A 19258-nucleotide genomic window follows, 5' to 3' on the forward strand; every position below is an offset into this window, starting at 1 on the left:
GAATATGGCATCTATCAATCGTGTAGTTCTCACTGGACGTTTGACTCAAGACCCTGAACTCCAAACCACTGCAAGTGGAAAGCCCCTCGTTCGGTTCACACTCGCTGTTCAAAAACGGATAAAACCTGCGGACCCGAATCAAAAAGACGCGAACTTTATCCGTTGTATCGCCTGGAACCAAAGCGCGGAATTTTTAGCGAATTACGCTCAAAAGGGACGAATGATTGCCGTTGACGGGCGACTCGACCAACGCCGGTACGTCGGAAACGACGGCGTTAATCGAGAAGTTATCGAGGTAGTCGCAGATAATGTTGCGCTACTCGACCGCCCGCGAGATGGCACCGAAGGTGTTGCAGTGGTTGAACCTGAAGAGGCTATGGCTGGAGTTCCAAGCACCGGAGGGATAGAACCCGAAGAATACGACCCGTTTGCGGAGGAGTAAGTGCCTGAAAGGCTGAACGACCCTGGGTTCGTAGTAAAAAACGACCCCAGCGGGTTGATGGGTCTCGCTTTGGGCTTTCCGGATCAATGCCGGAAAGCCCTTTCGCTTTCCGAAAAGGTGGAGATTCCTTCGGAATACAAAGGAAAATCGCACATCGTCGTTTCTGGCATGGGTGGCTCCGCGGCTGGGGGGGATTTTTTGCGTTCGCTCATGGAAGCCGAATCGAACATTCCCTGTTTCGTCGTGCGCGATTACTCGATTCCCAACTTCGTAAATAAGGAGACGCTCTTTATCGCATGCAGTTACAGCGGTAATACCGAAGAAACCCTCTCCGCAACGAATGAAGCACTCGAACGAAACGCCTCGATACTTGCCATAACGACGGGTGGAGAATTACGGAGGCTCGCGAACGAAAAAGGTTTTCCCGTGATTTTGCTTCCTTCGGGTCTGCCCCCCCGCATGGCTTTCGGATATCTATTCGTTCCTATGCTCTATACGATTTGTGCATTAAGTTATTTGCCGAATGCCCCTTTCGAAGAGGCTTTTTCGGTGCTCGAAAGATGTAGGGACGATTGGAATCCTGAAAAACCTCTTCCTGGAAATCTCACGAAAGGGCTTGCAGCGCGACTTTTCGGAAGACTTCCGATAATTTACGGTTTAGGATCTTGGCAAGGGGTGGTCTCTAATCGATGGAAATGCCAAATCAACGAAAACGCGAAAGTCATGGCTTTCGCGAACGCTTTTCCGGAATTGAATCACAACGAAATCGTGGGTTGGACTTTGGCATCTCGGCAAAATGTTCGCTATTGGGTTTGTGTGTTTTTGGAATCGGGCTTCGAAAGCAAAAAAATGCAAATTCGCGCGCGGGTAACTTCGGATTTGATTCGAGATAAAACGGAACTTTATACGGTTACAGCACGGGGCAATTCGCTTCTTACGCAAATGCTCACCTTGGCATACTTCGGTGATTTCACGAGTTTGTATTTAGCCGCACTTTACGAAGTGGACCCTGCACGTATAGAGGCAATAGACAAACTAAAAACCGCTCTGCGCGAAGCGCATTGAACGAAAATCAATTAGCGCACGCCATCCACATATGTGAACGGCATACCATTTGAAGAGATGTTTTATTCGATAAACGAAGCCTTCGTCCACCAAATACTCTGCGGAAAGCGATTCTTCAATTCCTTCCAATGCTCGACTAATTTTTCTGCTTTTCCGTCGCGCTTGTATGCAGTTACGCCGCACCAATACAACGCTTCCGGAACGACTGCGCTATCCGGATGATTGTTGAGCACACCTTGGAAAATTGTGTATGCATTCTCATAATCACCACGAAGCATGCTTATCATTCCAAGCCCCATCTTCAATTCCGCAATAAACTCGTTCGGAGGTAGATAACCGTATGCTCGTCTCGCTTCGCGTCTGTCGCTATCTAAAACGATCAAACACGGCGTCCAAAGTTGGGACATTTTATGAGACCATTCTTTGATATTCGGTGATTCTTCCGTAACATCCAACCTAACGGGAACGAAATTCTTTTCTAAAAAGTTGATTACTCTTTCATCGGGATACGTCACGGTACCCATTTCTTGACACCCACCTCAGTGAGGCGAAAAGAAATCAACGAACACGGGCTCACCCGAACGGCTCGATAGATCGAACGCTTCATCGAGGTTATTCAACCAAGTCAATTCTGTTACTGCCATTCCATGCCTCCTTTTTCTGATTTTTTTAAATACGTTCTTTCTGCAACGGATATTTTCCAAAGCAAAAAGTACGAACCGACTCTCTTGAAATGATTTTCGAAAAACAGGCAGGAATTACGAAGCGATTGTCCTAAAAAAGGATTGCTAAAAAAAGGTGCCCCCGGCGGGCGGGTCCGGGGGCTTGGGGGAGGAGAGAGTGTGTATAAAAGTCGTTATTTGAGCATAGAAAGCAATACTGAAACTGGTTGTGAGGCTATCAATATCATCCTCGTCTCTCCTGAAATCCAGCTTACCGCATTCATACGGCCAATTTGCAAGTATCTTACCCCCGGATAGCCTTCGATTTGTAATCCTTCTGTTAAATTCTCCTCTTTGGGAAGGATAAGCAAGTAATAATCCGAGATGTAGTCCGTAAACGTCACCCGGACGGCGCATGGTTTGCCATTACAGCGAATAACCTCGGCTAACACCGGGGTCAATCGGTGGCGGCGTAGAGACGGCAACTCGACCGGCTTTCCGAGGCGTTCTTTGACCCACGTTTCAGTCAAATTCGGATTCGATGGGCGAAAAGAAGGCAATCCGGCGGAAGAGGCGCTCATCAAGTGAGCGATTTGCGATGAGGGGTGGCTCGAGGGGCTTGTCCGGTAAAAATAAGCCCCTGCGAGAATAACGAACATTATGCAAGCGGCGAGAGCGGGGCTGAAGCGGGTTATAAAACGTTCGGATTGCAGAACTTTTTTCAATTCATGTATACGGTTTTGGCATTTTTCCCAAGCGGCATCGGTTTGTTTTGAATCTACCGCTGGGAGTTTTTCTTTGAGAAGGAGTTTAATCTGTAGAACTGCGAGGTATTCACGGCGATGTTTTTCTGATTCTGCGAGGAGTTTTTCCACGTTGCTCCGCTCTTCCCCTTCTAAAGCGTTATCTGCATATTCGTGGATTTTTAAGAAATCATCCATCGCTATTCTCCTTTGCTATCTTTTCAAATAGCCTTGCGTCTTCGCATATTCTAAAAGCAAATTTCTCAACATCGCTCTTCCACGAGCGATTCTCGAACGTACGGTTCCAATTGGCACTTCCAGTGCCTCCGCGATATCTCCGTAACTTAAACCTTCTACGTCGCACAATAAAACCGCTGTACGATATTCTTCCGGCAACTGAGCGAGAGCCTCTTCGACCTGCTCGCTCATGACTCCTTCCAAGAGTTCTTCGCTAGGCTCAGCCTCTTCGGAAGCAATCATCTCACCCGCAACCCCCTCATCTAAAGACTCGATGGTCGGGCTGCGGCGCGCTGCACGGTACTTATTGATGTATAAGTTCGTGAGAATCTTCAGTACCCAGGCTCTGAAGTTCTTCCCGTCAAAACGGTCGTAGGCTTCGTACGCGCGGACCAATGCTTCTTGAACCAAGTCTTCCGCATTGTCACGGTCACGAGTCAACCTCAAAGCAGTACTGTAGATTGCCGGAAAGACTTCTCGAACTGCCCGTTCAAACTCTTCAGGCTTCCTCGTCTTTCGGAAGAGCATTTAGGCATCCGAGTGTACCTTTCCACGAAGTCTAACAACGCACCCTCTTTACCGAGTTCCCGCCGGGCATGGATTTTCAGTCTTTTCTGAAAATAGAATTCGGTTTCCCGTAAAACCACGGGTGTATTCGCCAAAAAATCACCCGTGGAAAGGGAACATTTTTCCTCGTGGTGGTTTATAATTATATGAGCGGAGAGATGGCTGAGTGGTCGAAAGCGCCCGCCTGCTAAGTGGGTAAGCCGGGAGACCGGCTTCTCGGGTTCGAATCCCGATCTCTCCGCCAGAATTTTTGAGGCGGTATTTTAGCGTGAAGTGGAACTGTGATTATCTATCAAGTACTCAGAAAGCGAATAAAACAGGGCAAAAGCTAATTCAATATGAGAGGAACAAACTGAGATGGGGAAAAACGTCTCAAAAAATTCTAAAAAATCTGATTACATCATGAACACATAAAATAAGCAAAAACAAAAGAAATACGGTTGCGTGAATTTTGGCGAGATTTTAGAGATTTAAAAACACCAAAGCTCTCAACGAGTAAGTCGGTCAAGAGTTACTATAGGAGGAAACGATGACAATCGGTATTTTTCTTGCGACGTTCAATATGTTGAACTTTCAAATCGAAAGCGCACAAACTTTATTCGATAGAGTGAACGCGAAACTCGCCTCTGCTAAATCTATAAGCGGAGTGATGATCGAGAAAACTAACTTTGGAAAAACAAGCACGCGTTATGAATTCGCAGTCCTTAAACCAAACTACTATAAGATTAAGAGCAAGCAAAATGAAAAATACTACGATGGCATGAATGTCTATTGGTACAACAAAGTCGAGAATGAGTATTCGATATCGAATGTCATTAAGCAAACCAATAAAAGGATACCAATAAAATTGCCGGGATTCGAATCATTTACCGGTCAATCGCTGGATTATCTAGTAGTACGTTCAGTTAAAGACACAATATTCAATGGTCGCAGTTGTAAAGCCATTTCTCTTGACTACAAAGGCATAGTGCAACCCCCGAGGTTTAACACTTTCTTTGTCGATCCTAAAACTTTGATGCCTCTCGGCTGGGAGCTTAGGCAAGAAGATATGTGGGAAATTACAATCTATGAAAATCTGCGACTCAATCCGCCTTTGAAGCCATCTGACTTTATCTGGAAAGTACCTTCCAGCGCTCGCCTAAAAAATGTAAACGCGCAAATCAAAATCGGCGATAAAGCGCCTGATTTCACATTAAAAGGTCCAAATGGTGAAACTGTTAGTCTCAATAAAACGCTGACCAAAAGCAAAGCCGTACTGATTAACTTTTGGTACTACGGTTGAATTCCGTGCCGTGAGGAGTTGCCTCACGTGCAAGAGCTTTACAATCAACTCAAAGACCAGGGCTTTGCAGTCATTGCTATTAATCCTCACGACGAAGTTAAGAGAATTCGCCAGTTTATCGCGAAAGAAAATATTACGATTCAAGTTGCCTTGAACGGCGTACGGGAACATAACGTTTGCAAGCTATATGGAATAAACAGCTTCCCAACAGATATTCTTATTTCGTCCGAAGGGAAAGTGATTCTTTTGGTGACAGGATTCACCGACGAGAGTCATAACAAACTCAAAGAAGCACTTCGTGAGCTTGGTTTCAAATTCCCAAAATAAGGAATATCAGCGCATTGATTTTTTAACTTTTCCTCCCACCTGATCTTTGCACGTTGTGTCCTGGGACAATTGCCTATTTTATCCAGCACCGCCTGCTAAGTGGGTAAGCCGGGAGACCGGCTTCTCGGGTTCGAATCCCGATCTCTCCGCCAGAATTTTTTCCATCCCCTTTTCCGACCATAATTTATAAATATCGGAATGGCGAAAGGTCCCCTGATTCTTGTGTTTCTCGGATGCTGGCTTGCGAGCGGTTCTGCTTCCGAGTTGTCGGAGTATCTCAAAATTCGCAAGAAATACGGGATTTCCCAGCCCACGACCAGCGCGGCGCTTCAGACTCTTGTAGGCTATGGCGTTTTCGAGGTGAAAGCCCTCGTCAAAGGCACTCTTCGCACAGACGAAATCACCAAACTCCTTCTCGAGGGTGCTGGCGGTTCATCTATTGCGGTCTCATCCCTGGAATCTGGCAAATGGCTCGAGGTGCCGAATACGCGCGCAAGAATCATCTTCCTCGCGAAGCGAGAAAATGAAACTGCGCCTTTGACAGCAGAAATCATCTCTGCAATTCCCGAAGACCAAATCGCTTATTGGGAAGCCGAGCAGGCTCGTAAAGCGCAAAGCAAAGCCCGAGCAAAACAAACGGAGGTAACGCGAGGAAAACATCCGGCTGTTCTACGAGTTCCATCTGGTTGGTCAGAAGCCGCAGTGAAGGCTGTTCCTTTATATGCGAAATTCATCCGTGGTTGGAATCCACGTTTAGACGAGAAAAAAGCCTGGGAAATCGCGGTGGGGATTATCGGCTTCAGTCTCCAATATGGGATCGATGCGCGTTTGATCACTGCGATGGTGCTCGTAGAGAGCGGTTTCAATCCGAGTGCGACTTCGCGTAAGGGAGCGATGGGACTGGGACAACTCATGCCGGGAACTGCGAAAGGGATGGGAGTACGGAATGCCTACGATACGTACGAGAACTTATGGGGAACGGTGCGTTTGATTCGCGGACATTTGGAGAAATATAAAATCGTTACACCTGGCGGACAGAAATACGGAGATTTAGTCCTCGCACTTGCCGCATACAATGCAGGTGGGGGGGCGGTGCGAAAATACGGAGGAGTGCCCCCTTATAGGGAAACGCAAGGTTACATTCAAAAAGTGATTGCTTGGTACAAGCGATTATCTGGAAATTAGAGTTCTTTTTAGCCCCCTTATATCGAAGAGGCTTTCTTCGAAAATAAAAATGTGCTTTTTTAGACCCCTTCCGTAAGGTTCCCCCTGCTTACGGAAGGGGAACCGGTTTTACTTTTGAATAAACCGCTTGCGAAGTGCCTTTGCGTACGTCGCATGCGAGTACTTGCGAGTAACTGATAGTTTCTTGTGTTTATGACCTTAAGGTTGACTCTGCTCGCGCAAGGGAACCGGTTTGCTAACAAACTCAAATAACATTTGTAATAACTTATAAATAAATTCAATCCAAAAAAAGTACACACGGTCACAAATTCGTTTTATGAACATTTTCGTCTTTTGCACCCGAAGAAAACATTTGCTAAAATCGTTCATAATTTAAAAATAAAAAGGGACGTTTTATAATTGCAACTTTATTTCAGTTTAGAACACTTACCGCGAGAGGCTGCAGAATGCGAAGCCTGTTTACAGCGTTTGCATGATCGCCTCGAAGTTACAAAAGGCGTAAAACGCGTAAGCATCGAGCGTCCTGAGCGTAGAGTTTGGGTGGAGGTCGAAGAAAGCGCCGACCTTTCACGCATCGAAGAAACAGCCCGAAAAATCATGTCTGAGGTTGCATTGGGTTATGCGCATGAAACCTTGCGAATCGGGGGAATGGACTGTCCTGCTTGTGCGAAGGACATCGAAAAAGCCGTTGCTTCGATGGAGGGTGTTCTCGCTTGTTCTGTAGATTTTACGAGCCGCCGCATGTCCGTGGAATTCGATTTGAATCGGGTAGGAATCGAAGCGATTCAACGCACGATTCGGCAAATGGGTTACAGCGCGCAAGAACTTTTCCGCTGGGAGCCGATCAGTTCGCCGAAAGAAATCCTGATGTTGGCTATAGGGGGGGCTTTTTGGTTATCTGCGCTTTTTGTCACTGAACCTCGAATCGTTCAAGGAAGTCTTCTTTTGATCGCCGCACTCGTAAGCGGTTGGAAGATGCTTCTTTCAGGAATCTTCTCCCTGCTTCGTGCGAATTTCACGATGAACGCGTTGATGACTATCGCCGTCATCGGCGCTGCAGCGATAGGGGAATGGCAAGAAGCGGCATTGGTAACATGGCTTTTCGCGCTCGGAAATATCATTCAATCCGGAGCAATGCTCAAAACCCAAGACGAAATCAGAAAACTCGTGCAGTCCGCTCCAAAAATCGCGCGATGCAAATCGAATGGTGGGGTCGTAGAAAGAGATGTTTACGAAGTCGTACCTGGAGACTTAGTGGAAGTTCTTCCCTTCGCGCAAGTTCCCATTGACGGCGTCGTCGAAGAAGGGTCGAGCACAATCAATTACAGTATGTTGACGGGTGAAAGCGAACCGACGTATGTCGAAATCGGTTCGAAGGTATTGGCGGGGGGGATCAACGAAGGAGGATATCTTCTCATTCGTTGCGAGAAGCCCTTCACGGACACTTTGTACGCAAAAACCTTAGAACTCATCGAAGAAGGTCAGCGCAAACCTACGCCGCAACAGGAACTCATTGACCGTTTCAGCGCTTGGTACACACCTACCGTTATCTTCGCCGCACTCGTTCTCGCCGTTTTGCCCCCCCTCATGCAGTGGAAAACATGGTATGTGTCCCTCCATCAAGCCTTTTGGCTTTTGATGGTCGCATGTCCTTGTGCTTTGGTAATTTCTACTCCGGTAGCGACTGCGCGCGCACTCGGCGTCGCCAGCAAAATCGGTGCCCTCATAAAAGGGGGGGGCAAATTGGAACTCGCTTCCCGTATAAAACATTGGATTTTCGACAAAACTGGCACTTTGACATATGGGAGATTAGAGGTGCGCAATGTCGAACTTCTGGGAAGTTTTTCTCGTGAAGAAGTCCTGCACCTCGCTTGCGCACTCGCAAAACGTAGCGCGCATCCTGTTGCGAACGCAATTGCGCGTTTGAAAACCGGTGAAGACCTTCCCGAAGTGCAAGAGTTGCGCGTAGAACCGGGGAAAGGAATTTCAGGAAAAGTCAACGGCAAAACAGTCCTCCTCGGCTCGGCACAATTTACAGGGGGGGCTCAAGAAGGGAAAGGGACGGTTGCCTATTTGTCTCTCGATGGTGAACCGATTGCGCGTTTCGATTTGGCGGAAAAACCCAAAGAAGAAGCGAGAAACGCCATACGCGAAATGAAAAACGAAGGAATGAAAATCACGCTTCTTTCCGGAGACGACGAGCACGCAGTTCGCAATTTGGCAGAATATCTCGAAATCGAAAACTACATTGCTAAGGCTTCTCCGCAAGAAAAATCGGAAGTTGTAGAAAAAATCACGCAAAAAGAACAGACTGCGGTAGTCGGGGATGGTATCAACGACGTCGCCGCCATGCAACGTTCTACATTGCCGATTGCGATGGGAGCCGCAGGTGCCGCCTCTGCCATCGAAGCGGCCGACATCGTGTTATTGAACGATGAAATCGCTTCTATCCCCCGCATCGTTCGATTGAGCAAAAGTTATCGTACGATCATTATCCAAAATGTCGTTTTCAGTTTGTTCACGAAGGGATTGCTTTTGGCGGCAGGTTTCATGACTCCCCTTCCTTATTGGCTTGCAGTGGTCGGAGATATGGGAGTTTCTCTTTTGGTGATTGGGAACGCGCTGCGGTTGCGTGCGTGAAAGCATCCGCGTCTGCATTTTTTTCTTCTCTTCGATTCCTTCGGGCAGAATGCAGATCGTTGACAAATATGTTTTCGAGTAAATACGAATGAAAGAAAACCAGAAAACGGTTCCCCTTGCGCAAGCAGGGGGAACCTTACGGAGGGGGTTTCTGAAATAAATGATTCGTATAAGAAATTTTGATACGTCCTCCGCAAGGGTTTTATTCGACCCCCTCCTCAAGGGTTCCCCTCTTCGCTTTGCTCGAAGGGGAACCCCGATGGTTGGGGTTGTTGCAACGAACCACTTTAAAAAAGAATTTTTCATTTTATTTCACTCCATCCCTAAAGTAATCTTTCTATTACGAAAAAAGATGACCAAATACGACCCTTTCCAAGACCTCTGGCAAATCGTTAGGAAAATCCCGAAAGGGAAAGTCGTTTCTTACGGTGATTTAGGGAAAATGCTTCGAAATCCGGCGACCGGGTTTCAGGTGGGGCGCCTGATGGCGAGTGCTCCGGACTGCGTTCCTTGGTGGCGCGTCGTCGCCAAAGACGGCAGTCTTCCCATCCACAAACGCTCGCCGCAACTTCGCATCGAACAAGAAAAACGCCTAAGAGCGGAAGGGGTTATCTTCGAGGGGGGGCGCATCGAAATGGAAAAACATCGCTGGAAAATTTAACTTGAATGTTTATTCCCCTGCAGGTCGAAGCATTATATTCCCATGGACAAAAAATACATCCTTCTTGTGAATAGCATATGTGCATTCCCAAACAGAGTTCGGGAACGAGAAAAAGTTTTATTTTTTTGAACCCCTCCTTAAAGGTTCCCCCTCTTCGCTTCACTCGAAGGGGGAACCTCAGTCGTCGATAAAGATCAATTTGACAATAACAGATTGCGCGCATATTTCAACAAATTGTAGTTAGCGCCATAAGGCGCGATTTATTGACCCCTTCCTTGTAGATGTTTTGCTCGAATTTCAGCACCAAGTTTGGATTGTATTTCCTTGTCGAAATAACTTTTGATTGGTTGACTCCCTCTTCTCTCAGCCCCTAAAAAAACGAGATGCTGGATGCATTTTTGAAAAAATTGGCTAAGGCGGGATGGAAGCCGCATAAAGGGCAAATCGAATATCTGCTTTCCAAGGCGAGGTTTCGCGTTTTGGCGTGCGGAAGAAGGTGGGGAAAAACGGATGCCGCGGCGGCGGACATCGCGTATCGAATCACGGAAAAGGACAGCAGTCGTCAAATCGCAATTGCCCCAACGTTGGCGCAAGCGAGAATCGTTTTCGAACGCGTGAAGTGGATGCTTTTAGCAGCGGGAGTCGTCTTCACTGCCGTTTCGACGCCTTATCCGACGATTCGCGTACACGAAGGCGGAAATAAGAAAGCGCGCATTCTGCATGTTTTGGATGCGAGGTCAGGACACGAGGCGAAAAATTTACGAGGCGAAGGAGCACATCACATTTTGATGGATGAAGCGGCATTCGTTCCGGAATCTTTGATTACCGATGTCGCAATGCCGATATTAGCAGCGCATCACGGTCGCATGACTTTAATCAGCACACCGCGCGGAAGAAACTTTTTCTATCGTTTTTTCCTAATGGGTCAGCGCAGTGAAAAAGGATTTTGGAGTCGGCAATCGCCGAGCATCGAAAATCCAGCGGTGGACCATGAATATCTCGAACTGCAAAAAGAAATTCTCACCGAGCGTGCATTTCGCACGGAATACGAAGCGGAATTTTTAGACAGTTCCTCTGCGGTTTTCAGTACAGAAGCATTAGATGCCGCGTTGAATGCCCCCACCGTTTCAGAAGGCGAAACCGTCGCCGGCATAGACTGGGCAAGATATCGAGACACGACTGGATTCGTTGCGGTGCGCGGAACGATGCGTCGCGCAGAGGTCGTTCATGTTTCGCAATGGAGCGCATTGCGATGGTCGGAACAAATCGCGCGCGTTTCTGATTTATGTGCGGAGTTGAAGGCAAAGCGTTTGATCTGCGACGCAACGGGTGTGGGTGATCCGGTTACGGAACAGTTGCGAGAGGCGATGCCTGATGCTCATATCGAAGGATTTACGTTTACACGAAATTCCAAAACGGAAATTATCGAGCGATTGAATTGGATGCTGGAGCGTCAGCACTTACGATTGCCTGCGAACCCAGAACTCTTGCGCGAAATGGAGCATTTCGAAGGAATTTCGGATGAGCAAGGAAACATTCGCTATTCGGCGTCTTCGGGTTTTCACGATGATTTGGTTTGCGCATTGGCGATGGCTTGTTCGATACTGCCCGACAATCGCGAAGGGATGATTTTTGGAAGGATGCGAAGAGGATGGCAACCCCCCCATTTAACTCTTTTTCGATAGAGGAAAGGTATTTATGAAAACCCTCTCCTTAGAGGTTCCCTGCTCCGGGTTTGAAATACAACGAATTTCAAAACTAAATGTAGGGGCGCCGTAAGGCGCGAATGTAAAGGCGAATAAAAATAAAGGATGAACGATGAAACGGATGAAGACAACGATTATAGAATTGAAAGAAGGAGTGTTTTTTTTAGAAACCCCCCCTTAAAGGTTCCCCCTGCTCCGCAAGGGGAAGCGAGGTTTGAAAAAAACATTAAATTGGTTTTTAATCCAAACGTAGGAGCGCCGTAAGGCGCGAATAAAAATACGAATACAAAAAAGGATAATCAATGAACTGGATAAAGAACATTATCGAATTTACTCGAATACCGAAAAGGAAACGTTTGCAAAAGCGCGACGAAGCGCCTGCGATTCCTCGTTCCATCGCGTATAGTCTGCAATTTCCAGGTGCTGCACAGCAGGTATCGGGTCAAAACATCAGCCTGCAGACCTTCGAACAGATGCTTCGCGACCCGCTGATACGTTCCGCCGTGACCATCAAAAAATATGGTGCACTGGCGGTCCCTTGGAGGATTGTTCCCGCACCGGAAAACGGGGGGGCTTCCGAAGATGCGCGAAAGAGGGCGGATTTCGTGGAATACGCGTTCGCTGAAATGCAAGGGAGCATTACGGGAGTTTTGCTCGATGCGATGGATGCGATTGCGAAAGGATATGCGATTTTGGAGAAAATCTTCGTCGAAGACACGCGGAAATATCCGGGGAAAATACGATTCGAAGCGATTCGTCCGAAAGACCCTTCCTTGTTCGGTTTCGAAGTGGACGAGTTTCTCAACATCAAAGGACTCACTTTGCACGTTCCTGGTGAAAGTGTGCGCTCGCTACCTGTAGAGAAGTTCGTCATTTTCGTGTACCAACAACGTTACGGTTTTCCGAGTGGAGAATCGGATTTGATTCCTGCTCACAAGCATTGGGCAATCAAGCGCGAATTACTGAAGCAATGGAGCTCGCATTTGGACAAGTTCGCATCTCCGACTGTGCTGGGAAAATTCAAGCGCGGACTTCCCGAAAGCGCTCAGACACAGTTATTGGATGCTTTGGAGAAGTTGGCGCGTCAATCGGCTGTCGTTTATCCGGACGACATCGAGGTGAGTTTGCTCGAGGGGGGGCGCGAGGCTCGTTCGGGATATTTGGAGGCAATCGATTATCACAATCGTGAAATGGCTCGTGCGATTTTAGGACAGACGCTGGTGACGGAAGATTCTCGGCGCATAGGCTCGCTTGCATTGGGAAAGGTGCACTTGCAGGTTTTGATTATGCAGTTGGCAGGTTTGCGTCGAGAATTAGCAGAGCGTGTGGTGAACGAGCAGTTGATACGTCCTTTGATTGACCTTAACTTCGGAGCAGGTTCTTATCCCATGTTCGAATTCGTCGAGCCCGAGTTGGACGTCTTTCGGACGGGGAAGGTTGTGTAGATTTTTTTCGAGATTTTATGTGCTATTCGTAGGATGCTATTTGTTTCATCGTTTTGAAATGAATTTTGGCGACTTGTTTGAGTTGTCCGATTCCGTGGAGAGCGACGAAGTTTTTCGCGACGGTAATCGTTTGGGGTCCTGCCCCTTTCGGAAACTCGATTCCCCATTCTTTCGATAGATTTTGCAAACGACGCAGGAATTCCGCACGAGCGAGGACGGAAGCAGCAGCGACGGCGATGTCCTCTTCTGCGCGAACTTTCGACACCAGGCGAACTTTGCGCCCTAATTCGAACAAACGTTTTTGCACTGCTTGCGGGTCTGCGAATTGGTCGCTAATCACGACAATTTCCTTGTTTTCTTTCGGGGGGGATCCTGCAGAGACTTCCCGGTTCAGCAGAATTTCTAAAACGTTTTCGATCGCGCGCGCATGCCCCCAAGCGAGGATTTTGTTCAGATTGCGCATTTGCTCCCAAAGTTCGTTGTACTTCGCAGGACCGATAGCGATTATGGAATGAGGGCATGTTTTGCGGATTTTCGCGGAAAGTTGCATCGCGCGAGAGTCCGTAATTTTTTTCGATTCCCGAACATCTTCCAATTCGGCGAGATGTTCGGGGGCGACATAACACGCGGCAATCACGAGCGGACCGAAAAAATCCCCTTTCCCGCTTTCATCCACGCCGATTCGATAGTCGTACATTCTGTTTTCGTTTGTCAGATAGGTTACCGCTAAGAAGTCTGAAAAGTTGTTCTACTGAAAAGCTTTTCCACCCGTTCGTAAGGTTTTCCCGCATATAGAGGGAACCGATGATTTTTTCCGTTCTCCACTTATTTATAAAATGTAAAATGTTCATATGATTAAAGGAATTCATGCAATGTTTTACTCTCCGAAAGCAGAGGAGTTGCGTGCTTTTTTTCGCGATAAATTGGGCTTGCGCTGGTTCGATTCTGGCGATGGATGGCTAATTTTCAAGCCTTCGGATTCCGAAGTCGGCTGCCACCCGCACGAAGGAACGAAGCATAAGATTTCTTTTTACTGCGACGATTTGCAGGCAACGATGGAGGAACTGAAACAACGTGGTGTGGAATTTACGATGGATATCGTTGACCAAGGATACGGATTCGTGACTCGCTTTCGTTTACCGGATGGTACGGAAGTTGATTTATATCAACCAAAATACAAAGAATAGAATTCCGCCACCCTTAGTAGGTAATGGCAACAACTAGTAGGTAATGGCAACAACCAAAGGCACTTTAAATCGGGCGAGTCCTCGCAAAATACGGGGCGAAAGCTTCAGCAACTGGCGGAGAGAGAGGGATTCGAACCCCCGGACCCTTTCGGGTCAACGGTTTTCAAGACCGCCGCATTAGACCACTCTGCCATCTCTCCGCGTTCTCTTTTATACTTAACAACAAAGGCTCGAGAGAATCCCCTTGGGGGTCCGTTATCCCTTACACCTCACTCAAATCGCGCCTTACGGCGCCCCTACTAGTGATCATGACTGGTCGCGCCTTATAGATCTCATACGCCATAATTCCACTGAAGCACGCTGACTGCGCTCTTACAGGTTTTCCACAAGAAATAAAGAGCATTTCTGTTCAATTTCGTGCACAATAAGCGAGGTCATTCGTCTTTTTAACGAGTGTCCGATTTACCCGGTATTCACCGGGTTTTTTGATGTATTTTCGCCAAGCAGGCAGAGATTGGGGCAAACGCGAAATTCATTCCATCTCTGGCCGGTGAAATAGTCGTAAAGGAGGTTTTTTGCTTGAAGACGGATATTTGGCATGGTTATTGCACTTCGTGGATTAGGGGATTCTTCCCCGGAGGTCGGTAATGTCCACGAACGGTCCGAATGCGCGGAACCCGGATACGAAATTCCGGGTGGTTTTTCGGGGTTATTCTCGTGAAGAAGTAGACGAGTTCCTGTCGCAAGTCAACAAACAACTCGACCAAATGCGTACGGAACTAGCAGAATTACGGGAACTGCGCAATCAATTCGATATCGAGAAACAAAACCTTTCCGAAGAGGTAAAGAAACTCAAAGAAGAGTTGGAGTCAACGCGCGCCGAATTGGCGAAAGCGTATGCGACGGAACGTGAACTGCGAGAGGGAAACGCACGATTGAAGCAAGAAGCGGCAGATACGGACGAAATTCTGCGCGCCGCACACAAAGCAGCAGAAGAGATGAAATTAGCGGCGCGAAAGGAGAGCGAACAAATTTTGAAGGAGGCGGACGAGCGTGTGCGTGCGATGATGGAAGAGTCTCGGAAGCGTTTGGATGCACTTCGCATGGATTACGAACGCGCACGCCGTCATTTCGAAGAGTTTCTTACCATCGCTAAATCTTTGGCGCAGTCGTTTTTACGAAAAATAGAAGATCTAGAGCCGAATCCATAAAGCGAAGAGTGGGTTCGAATGTACGAGTTCTCTTTTTGAGAGGGGGGTTATTAATCACGCTTTACGACGCTCCTACAGGGGTAAAAATCGCGCCTTACGGCGGCTCCTACAGTTGAGCGATTTTTTTATGCGGGAGTGTTATATAGAAATCGCTAACGTAATTTGCAATAAATTCATTCCAACGTTCGGAGGTTTTATTCCGCCGTTGCTCACATGAGTGAATCGCACTCCGAGGCGCGGAGCATTTTTTTTGCTTCCTAAAAACTTTCCGAATCCGAGATACGTTCCGAAGTTGAAGTGGCTATTTACATCTTGTGTTGTTCTGTCCGTGATATAAGGACCTGTGCCGATTTCGAAATAATAATTCTCGAGGAACTTGCCTCTTCCCACCCACATTGCGCCAACGGTGAGCCAAAAAGCGTTAAAGGTTTCTCCGTCTCCGTTTTCCGAACGATTCACGATGAAGCGAATTCCAAACGTTTCGCGCGCTTCGAAATCCGGGCGTGCACGCAATGCAAAAAACCTTCCTTCGCGAGACCATTCCAAACCCGTTGTCAGTCCTTGTCGTTCTTCGTTGCTTCCGAGGATGAGCCAGGAACGGTCGCCGCTTACTTCTAAAAACCATTGCGGGTCATCGAACAACCTATCAACCGCAAAGCATCCAGCAAAGCAAAAACTCAGAACAAAGGAAAGTATTCCCTTTAGCGCTAAGGGTTTCACCTGGCTTTCGTTTCGTAGGTTCTGAGTTCTTGCAAATGAATTTGCCCGAAAAGGCTTTCGATAACCGGGAGCCTTGCGATTTCTGCCCCATCCGTGAGAGCAGTTGCAGTGCCGGCGGCGACGCCCCATTGCAGGACTTCTGCATGGTGCTTTTTATGCGTCAAGCCGTAGAGCACACCTGCCACGAGGGAATCGCCTGAGCCGATAGTGCTCACCACTTTGATTGGGGGGGGAATAGCATGAAAGACGCCTTCATCGGAAGCGAGAACCGCGCCCGCAGCACCCAAAGAAATCACGACGATGGGAATTCCATTTCGATGGATTTCTTCTGCTGCGTCTGCGATTTCATGAATTTCTCGGAGAGGGCGACCCAAAAGTTCTTCCGCCTCTCTTAGATTCGGTTTTATCATGAAGGGTTTTTCTTCGCATGCTTTTCGAAGTTTTTCGCCTTCTGTATCAATGACGACCGGCACGCCGTATTTTCGAGCGATTCGAATAAGATTCACAAAAGAATCCTCCGCCATTCCCGGAGGAAGCGCCCCCCCTGTAACTACGAAAGTACTTTTCGGGAGCAACGTTTCGACGAATTTCTCGAGTTTTTGTATTTCTTCTTCGGAAACTCTCGGGCCTGCTTCATGAAAAGTCGTAGGGGTATCCCCTTTTTCGTCTTCGATATTGATATTAATTCGTGTTTCCCCTTTTACTTCGACAAACTCATAATCCACCTTTTCTTTCCTCAGGACGCACTTCACCATCTCTCCCGTCGCCCCGCCGATAAAGCCAGTCGCGAAGGTCGGTACTCCGAGCTCAGCGCATACTCGGGCAACATTAATTCCTTTACCGCCCGCATCCGTTTCCGTGCGAAGCACTCGATTCGTCGAATAAAGGATAATGCTCGACACGAAAAGAGTTCTATCGACGCAAGGGTTGTATGTTACAGATAAAATCATTGAGCCATCACCTCTGCTAATAAAAGCCGTTCAGTATCTATTTTACGAGGGGTTTCCAAGACTTGTTTCAAGGGTATCCAACAAATTTCATTTGCGGTCCATCCTACCATTGTGCAGTGTTCTCCATGCAAGAGCAGTTGTACGGCTTCTGCGCCCATATGCGTTGCAATGACTCTATCGAAAGCCGTAGGACTTCCTCCACGCTGGATATGACCCAAAACTACAGGGCGCACCTCGAATCCTGTATGTTGTTTGATATATGTACCGACTTCGAATGCTTTCGCAGCGCCTTCTGCGACGACAATGATGCTGCTGTGTTTTCCTCTTTCGTATGCCGAGCGCAAACGGTCACAAATTTCATCCAAATCGAACGGAATTTCTGGGATGATGATTCCTTCTGCCCCCCCTGATAATCCTGCTTCGACTGCGATAAAGCCATTGAATCTGCCCATCACTTCGATAACGAAAACTCTATCGTGGGAATAAGCAGTATCGCGTATTTTATCTATCGCGTCCACCGCTGTGTTCACGGCAGTATCGAAGCCGATACTCACGTCGGTGCAACTGATATCGTTGTCTATCGAAGCGGGTATGCAAACAACAGGCATTCCGTATTTTTGATGAAACTCGTATGCTCCTCGCATAGAGCCATCCCCCCCAATGACGACGAGCCCATCCACTCCGCAGTTTTTCAAATTCTCGAAACTTCGAGACATCCCCTCCTCTGTACGGAATCGTTCTGTACGTCCGGTTCTCAACACTGTTCCGCCCCTTCCTATGATTCCGCCTACCTCTATGGAGTTCATTTCCCGAATCTCGTTTTCGATTAGTCCGATAAATCCGTGGCGTACACCGAAAACCCTAACGCCACTTCCCAAGCCTGCACGGACAATGGCGCGAATCGCTGCATTCATTCCAGGGGCGTCTCCACCACTCGTTAGAATTGCGATCCTTTCCACGTAAGGAGATTATGGACGACTTAACGAAGGCGCGGAGCTTCGGCTTGCCTTCTTTGGAGTATAAACCTTCCCTGGAGTATAACGACAGAAATAGTTTTATGGCTTATATGACATCTAAAGGCACAAGAGTTATCGATTACGTTCGCGCAACTCATCCGATTTATCCCGATTCTTCTTTGAATTCTGCTTTAGCTCACCTGAGAGAATCCGGGATGAGGGCGGTTCCGGTCGTGGATGGGATTTTCTTTTTAGGTGTTTTATGGGAAGACAAGTTACTGGAAGCCATATTGGATGGGCTACCCGCAACGACACCCGTAAGAGATTTGATCGATTCCCGTCCTCCGACAATACTTCCCAACGCTTCTCTCGAGGAGGCTCGAGAAAAATTCCGAGCGACAAAAGCACCTGCACTCGCTGTGGTGGACGAAGAAGGAGTTTTCGTCGGATTGCTTCCAGCCTATGCGCTTTTTTCTCCAATACCCGTTCCGGTTTCACCCGGAGTCGTGGGGGGGCTCGCGACCCCGTTCGGGGTTTATTTGACGAATGGGGTCGTTACGGGAGGAGTCGGCGCTTTCGCGCTCGTTGCGACAGGGGCACTACTTTTCGCATTTTTCACCGCTGCTATCATAATAACGATGGGGGGGCTCGCTCTATGGGGGAAGTTCACCGGTACACCGATTTTAGAATTGGCATTGTCCGGACATGGAGAGAAATGGGCGCGAATCGTAATGGATTACTTTCCAGCAGTTTTGTTCTTGGTTTTTTTGCGAATATCGCCTTTAGCGGGAATGCATGCTGCTGAGCACATGGTCGTTCATGCTATCGAGCGAAGAGAGCCTTTGACTCCTGAAATTGTTCGGCGCATGCCTCGGGTTCATCCTCGTTGTGGAACGAATTTGGCAGTCGGAGCGATGCTTTTTGTATGGCTCGCAGAAAAGGATTGGGGTAGTTGGAAACCTGTGGGATTATTGATTGCTTTGATGTTGACGATTATTTTTTGGAGAAGGTTAGGGAATTTTCTTCAATTCATCGCCACCACGAAGCCACCTACACCCGAACAAATAGATAATGCGATTAAGGCTGGAAAAGAGCTCATCGAAAATTTCAAGCGAAGTCCTAAGATGGTTCCTAATTTCGGGCAGAAACTGTTGATGAGCGGTTTACCGTTCGTAATGGCAGGGGCATTCGGTGCGTTTTTGCTACTTTATATTATAATAGAGTTGCTGAATTTGCCGCATTTTGCCTGATGGGGGGGATAAAATAAAAAGG

The 19258-nt window shown here is 47.7% G+C and carries 19 protein-coding genes and 2 tRNA genes; 13 read left to right on the top strand and 8 right to left on the bottom strand.

Going from position 1 to position 19258, the window contains the following annotated elements:
- Nucleotides 1-4: 4 nt before the first annotated feature.
- Nucleotides 5-442, top strand: coding sequence for a single-stranded DNA-binding protein (locus tag VNK96_02395; protein ID HWP30562.1), 438 nt, complete (start codon nucleotides 5-7; stop codon nucleotides 440-442).
- The gene (locus VNK96_02400) at nucleotides 443-1507 is read left to right on the top strand and encodes a bifunctional phosphoglucose/phosphomannose isomerase (protein ID HWP30563.1); all 1065 of its coding nucleotides are present in this window, start codon (nucleotides 443-445) and stop codon (nucleotides 1505-1507) included.
- A gap of 62 nt (nucleotides 1508-1569) precedes the next feature.
- On the opposite strand, the gene VNK96_02405 is transcribed toward VNK96_02400, so the two are convergent.
- The 3 genes from VNK96_02405 to VNK96_02415 form a co-directional block, all read right to left on the bottom strand.
- Nucleotides 1570-2031, bottom strand: coding sequence for a tetratricopeptide repeat protein (locus VNK96_02405; protein HWP30564.1), 462 nt, complete (start codon nucleotides 2029-2031; stop codon nucleotides 1570-1572).
- A 332-nt stretch (nucleotides 2032-2363) separates the two neighbouring features.
- Nucleotides 2364-3110 (bottom strand): hypothetical protein, encoded by a 747-nt coding sequence (locus VNK96_02410; GenBank protein HWP30565.1) that lies wholly within the window; start codon nucleotides 3108-3110, stop codon nucleotides 2364-2366.
- A gap of 15 nt (nucleotides 3111-3125) precedes the next feature.
- Nucleotides 3126-3677 carry a sigma-70 family RNA polymerase sigma factor gene (locus tag VNK96_02415; protein HWP30566.1) on the bottom strand — a complete coding sequence of 184 codons (552 nt, stop codon included), beginning with the start codon at nucleotides 3675-3677 and terminating at the stop codon, nucleotides 3126-3128.
- 191 nt (nucleotides 3678-3868) lie between these two features.
- Here VNK96_02415 and VNK96_02420 point away from each other — a divergent pair.
- The 8 genes from VNK96_02420 to VNK96_02455 all read left to right on the top strand — a co-directional run bounded on the left by VNK96_02420 (nucleotide 3869) and on the right by VNK96_02455 (nucleotide 12962).
- A tRNA-Ser gene (locus VNK96_02420) sits at nucleotides 3869-3960 on the top strand.
- A gap of 285 nt (nucleotides 3961-4245) precedes the next feature.
- Nucleotides 4246-4998, top strand: a complete 753-nt coding sequence (locus tag VNK96_02425; protein ID HWP30567.1) for a hypothetical protein — start codon at nucleotides 4246-4248, stop codon at nucleotides 4996-4998.
- Complete coding sequence (locus VNK96_02430; protein HWP30568.1) at nucleotides 4999-5325, top strand: TlpA disulfide reductase family protein; 327 nt, start codon at nucleotides 4999-5001, stop codon at nucleotides 5323-5325.
- A gap of 198 nt (nucleotides 5326-5523) precedes the next feature.
- Complete coding sequence (locus VNK96_02435) at nucleotides 5524-6510, top strand: lytic transglycosylase domain-containing protein (GenBank protein HWP30569.1); 987 nt, start codon at nucleotides 5524-5526, stop codon at nucleotides 6508-6510.
- Between the two features lie 399 nt (nucleotides 6511-6909).
- Nucleotides 6910-9150, top strand: a complete 2241-nt coding sequence (locus VNK96_02440; GenBank protein ID HWP30570.1) for a cation-translocating P-type ATPase — start codon at nucleotides 6910-6912, stop codon at nucleotides 9148-9150.
- 352 nt (nucleotides 9151-9502) lie between these two features.
- On the top strand, nucleotides 9503-9811 hold the full coding sequence (locus VNK96_02445; GenBank protein ID HWP30571.1) for an MGMT family protein: 309 nt from the start codon (nucleotides 9503-9505) through the stop codon (nucleotides 9809-9811).
- A gap of 383 nt (nucleotides 9812-10194) precedes the next feature.
- Entirely contained in the window at nucleotides 10195-11496 is a 1302-nt protein-coding gene (locus VNK96_02450; protein ID HWP30572.1) for a terminase family protein, read from the top strand.
- 323 nt (nucleotides 11497-11819) lie between these two features.
- Entirely contained in the window at nucleotides 11820-12962 is a 1143-nt protein-coding gene (locus tag VNK96_02455) for a DUF935 family protein (protein ID HWP30573.1), read from the top strand.
- A 22-nt stretch (nucleotides 12963-12984) separates the two neighbouring features.
- On the opposite strand, the gene rnhC is transcribed toward VNK96_02455, so the two are convergent.
- Complete coding sequence (gene rnhC, locus VNK96_02460; protein HWP30574.1) at nucleotides 12985-13659, bottom strand: ribonuclease HIII; 675 nt, start codon at nucleotides 13657-13659, stop codon at nucleotides 12985-12987.
- Nucleotides 13660-13813: 154 nt separating this feature from the next.
- Here rnhC and VNK96_02465 point away from each other — a divergent pair, with 154 nt between their 5' ends.
- Nucleotides 13814-14149: a VOC family protein gene (locus VNK96_02465; GenBank protein HWP30575.1), complete on the top strand. Its 336-nt coding sequence runs from the start codon at nucleotides 13814-13816 to the stop codon at nucleotides 14147-14149.
- 112 nt (nucleotides 14150-14261) lie between these two features.
- Here the strand turns inward: VNK96_02465 and VNK96_02470 are convergent.
- A tRNA-Ser gene (locus VNK96_02470) sits at nucleotides 14262-14349 on the bottom strand.
- A 447-nt stretch (nucleotides 14350-14796) separates the two neighbouring features.
- Here VNK96_02470 and VNK96_02475 point away from each other — a divergent pair.
- Nucleotides 14797-15360 carry a DivIVA domain-containing protein gene (locus tag VNK96_02475; GenBank protein ID HWP30576.1) on the top strand — a complete coding sequence of 188 codons (564 nt, stop codon included), beginning with the start codon at nucleotides 14797-14799 and terminating at the stop codon, nucleotides 15358-15360.
- A 138-nt stretch (nucleotides 15361-15498) separates the two neighbouring features.
- Here VNK96_02475 and VNK96_02480 read toward each other — a convergent pair whose 3' ends face one another.
- The 3 genes from VNK96_02480 to pfkA are packed head-to-tail and all read right to left on the bottom strand — an operon-like array spanning nucleotide 15499 to nucleotide 17989.
- Nucleotides 15499-16080, bottom strand: coding sequence for an acyloxyacyl hydrolase (locus tag VNK96_02480; GenBank protein HWP30577.1), 582 nt, complete (start codon nucleotides 16078-16080; stop codon nucleotides 15499-15501).
- Entirely contained in the window at nucleotides 16077-17030 is a 954-nt protein-coding gene (gene pfkB / locus VNK96_02485) for a 1-phosphofructokinase (GenBank protein ID HWP30578.1), read from the bottom strand. The genes VNK96_02480 and pfkB overlap by 4 nt, the downstream gene beginning before the upstream one ends.
- Nucleotides 17027-17989 (bottom strand): 6-phosphofructokinase, encoded by a 963-nt coding sequence (gene pfkA, locus VNK96_02490; protein ID HWP30579.1) that lies wholly within the window; start codon nucleotides 17987-17989, stop codon nucleotides 17027-17029. The genes pfkB and pfkA overlap by 4 nt, the downstream gene beginning before the upstream one ends.
- A gap of 11 nt (nucleotides 17990-18000) precedes the next feature.
- Between pfkA and VNK96_02495 the strand changes: the two genes are divergently transcribed.
- Entirely contained in the window at nucleotides 18001-19236 is a 1236-nt protein-coding gene (locus VNK96_02495) for a DUF1385 domain-containing protein (protein ID HWP30580.1), read from the top strand.
- Nucleotides 19237-19258: the final 22 nt, after the last annotated feature.

The organism is Fimbriimonadales bacterium (genome assembly GCA_035559795.1).
GTDB lineage: Bacteria > Armatimonadota > Fimbriimonadia > Fimbriimonadales > ATM1 > DATMAR01.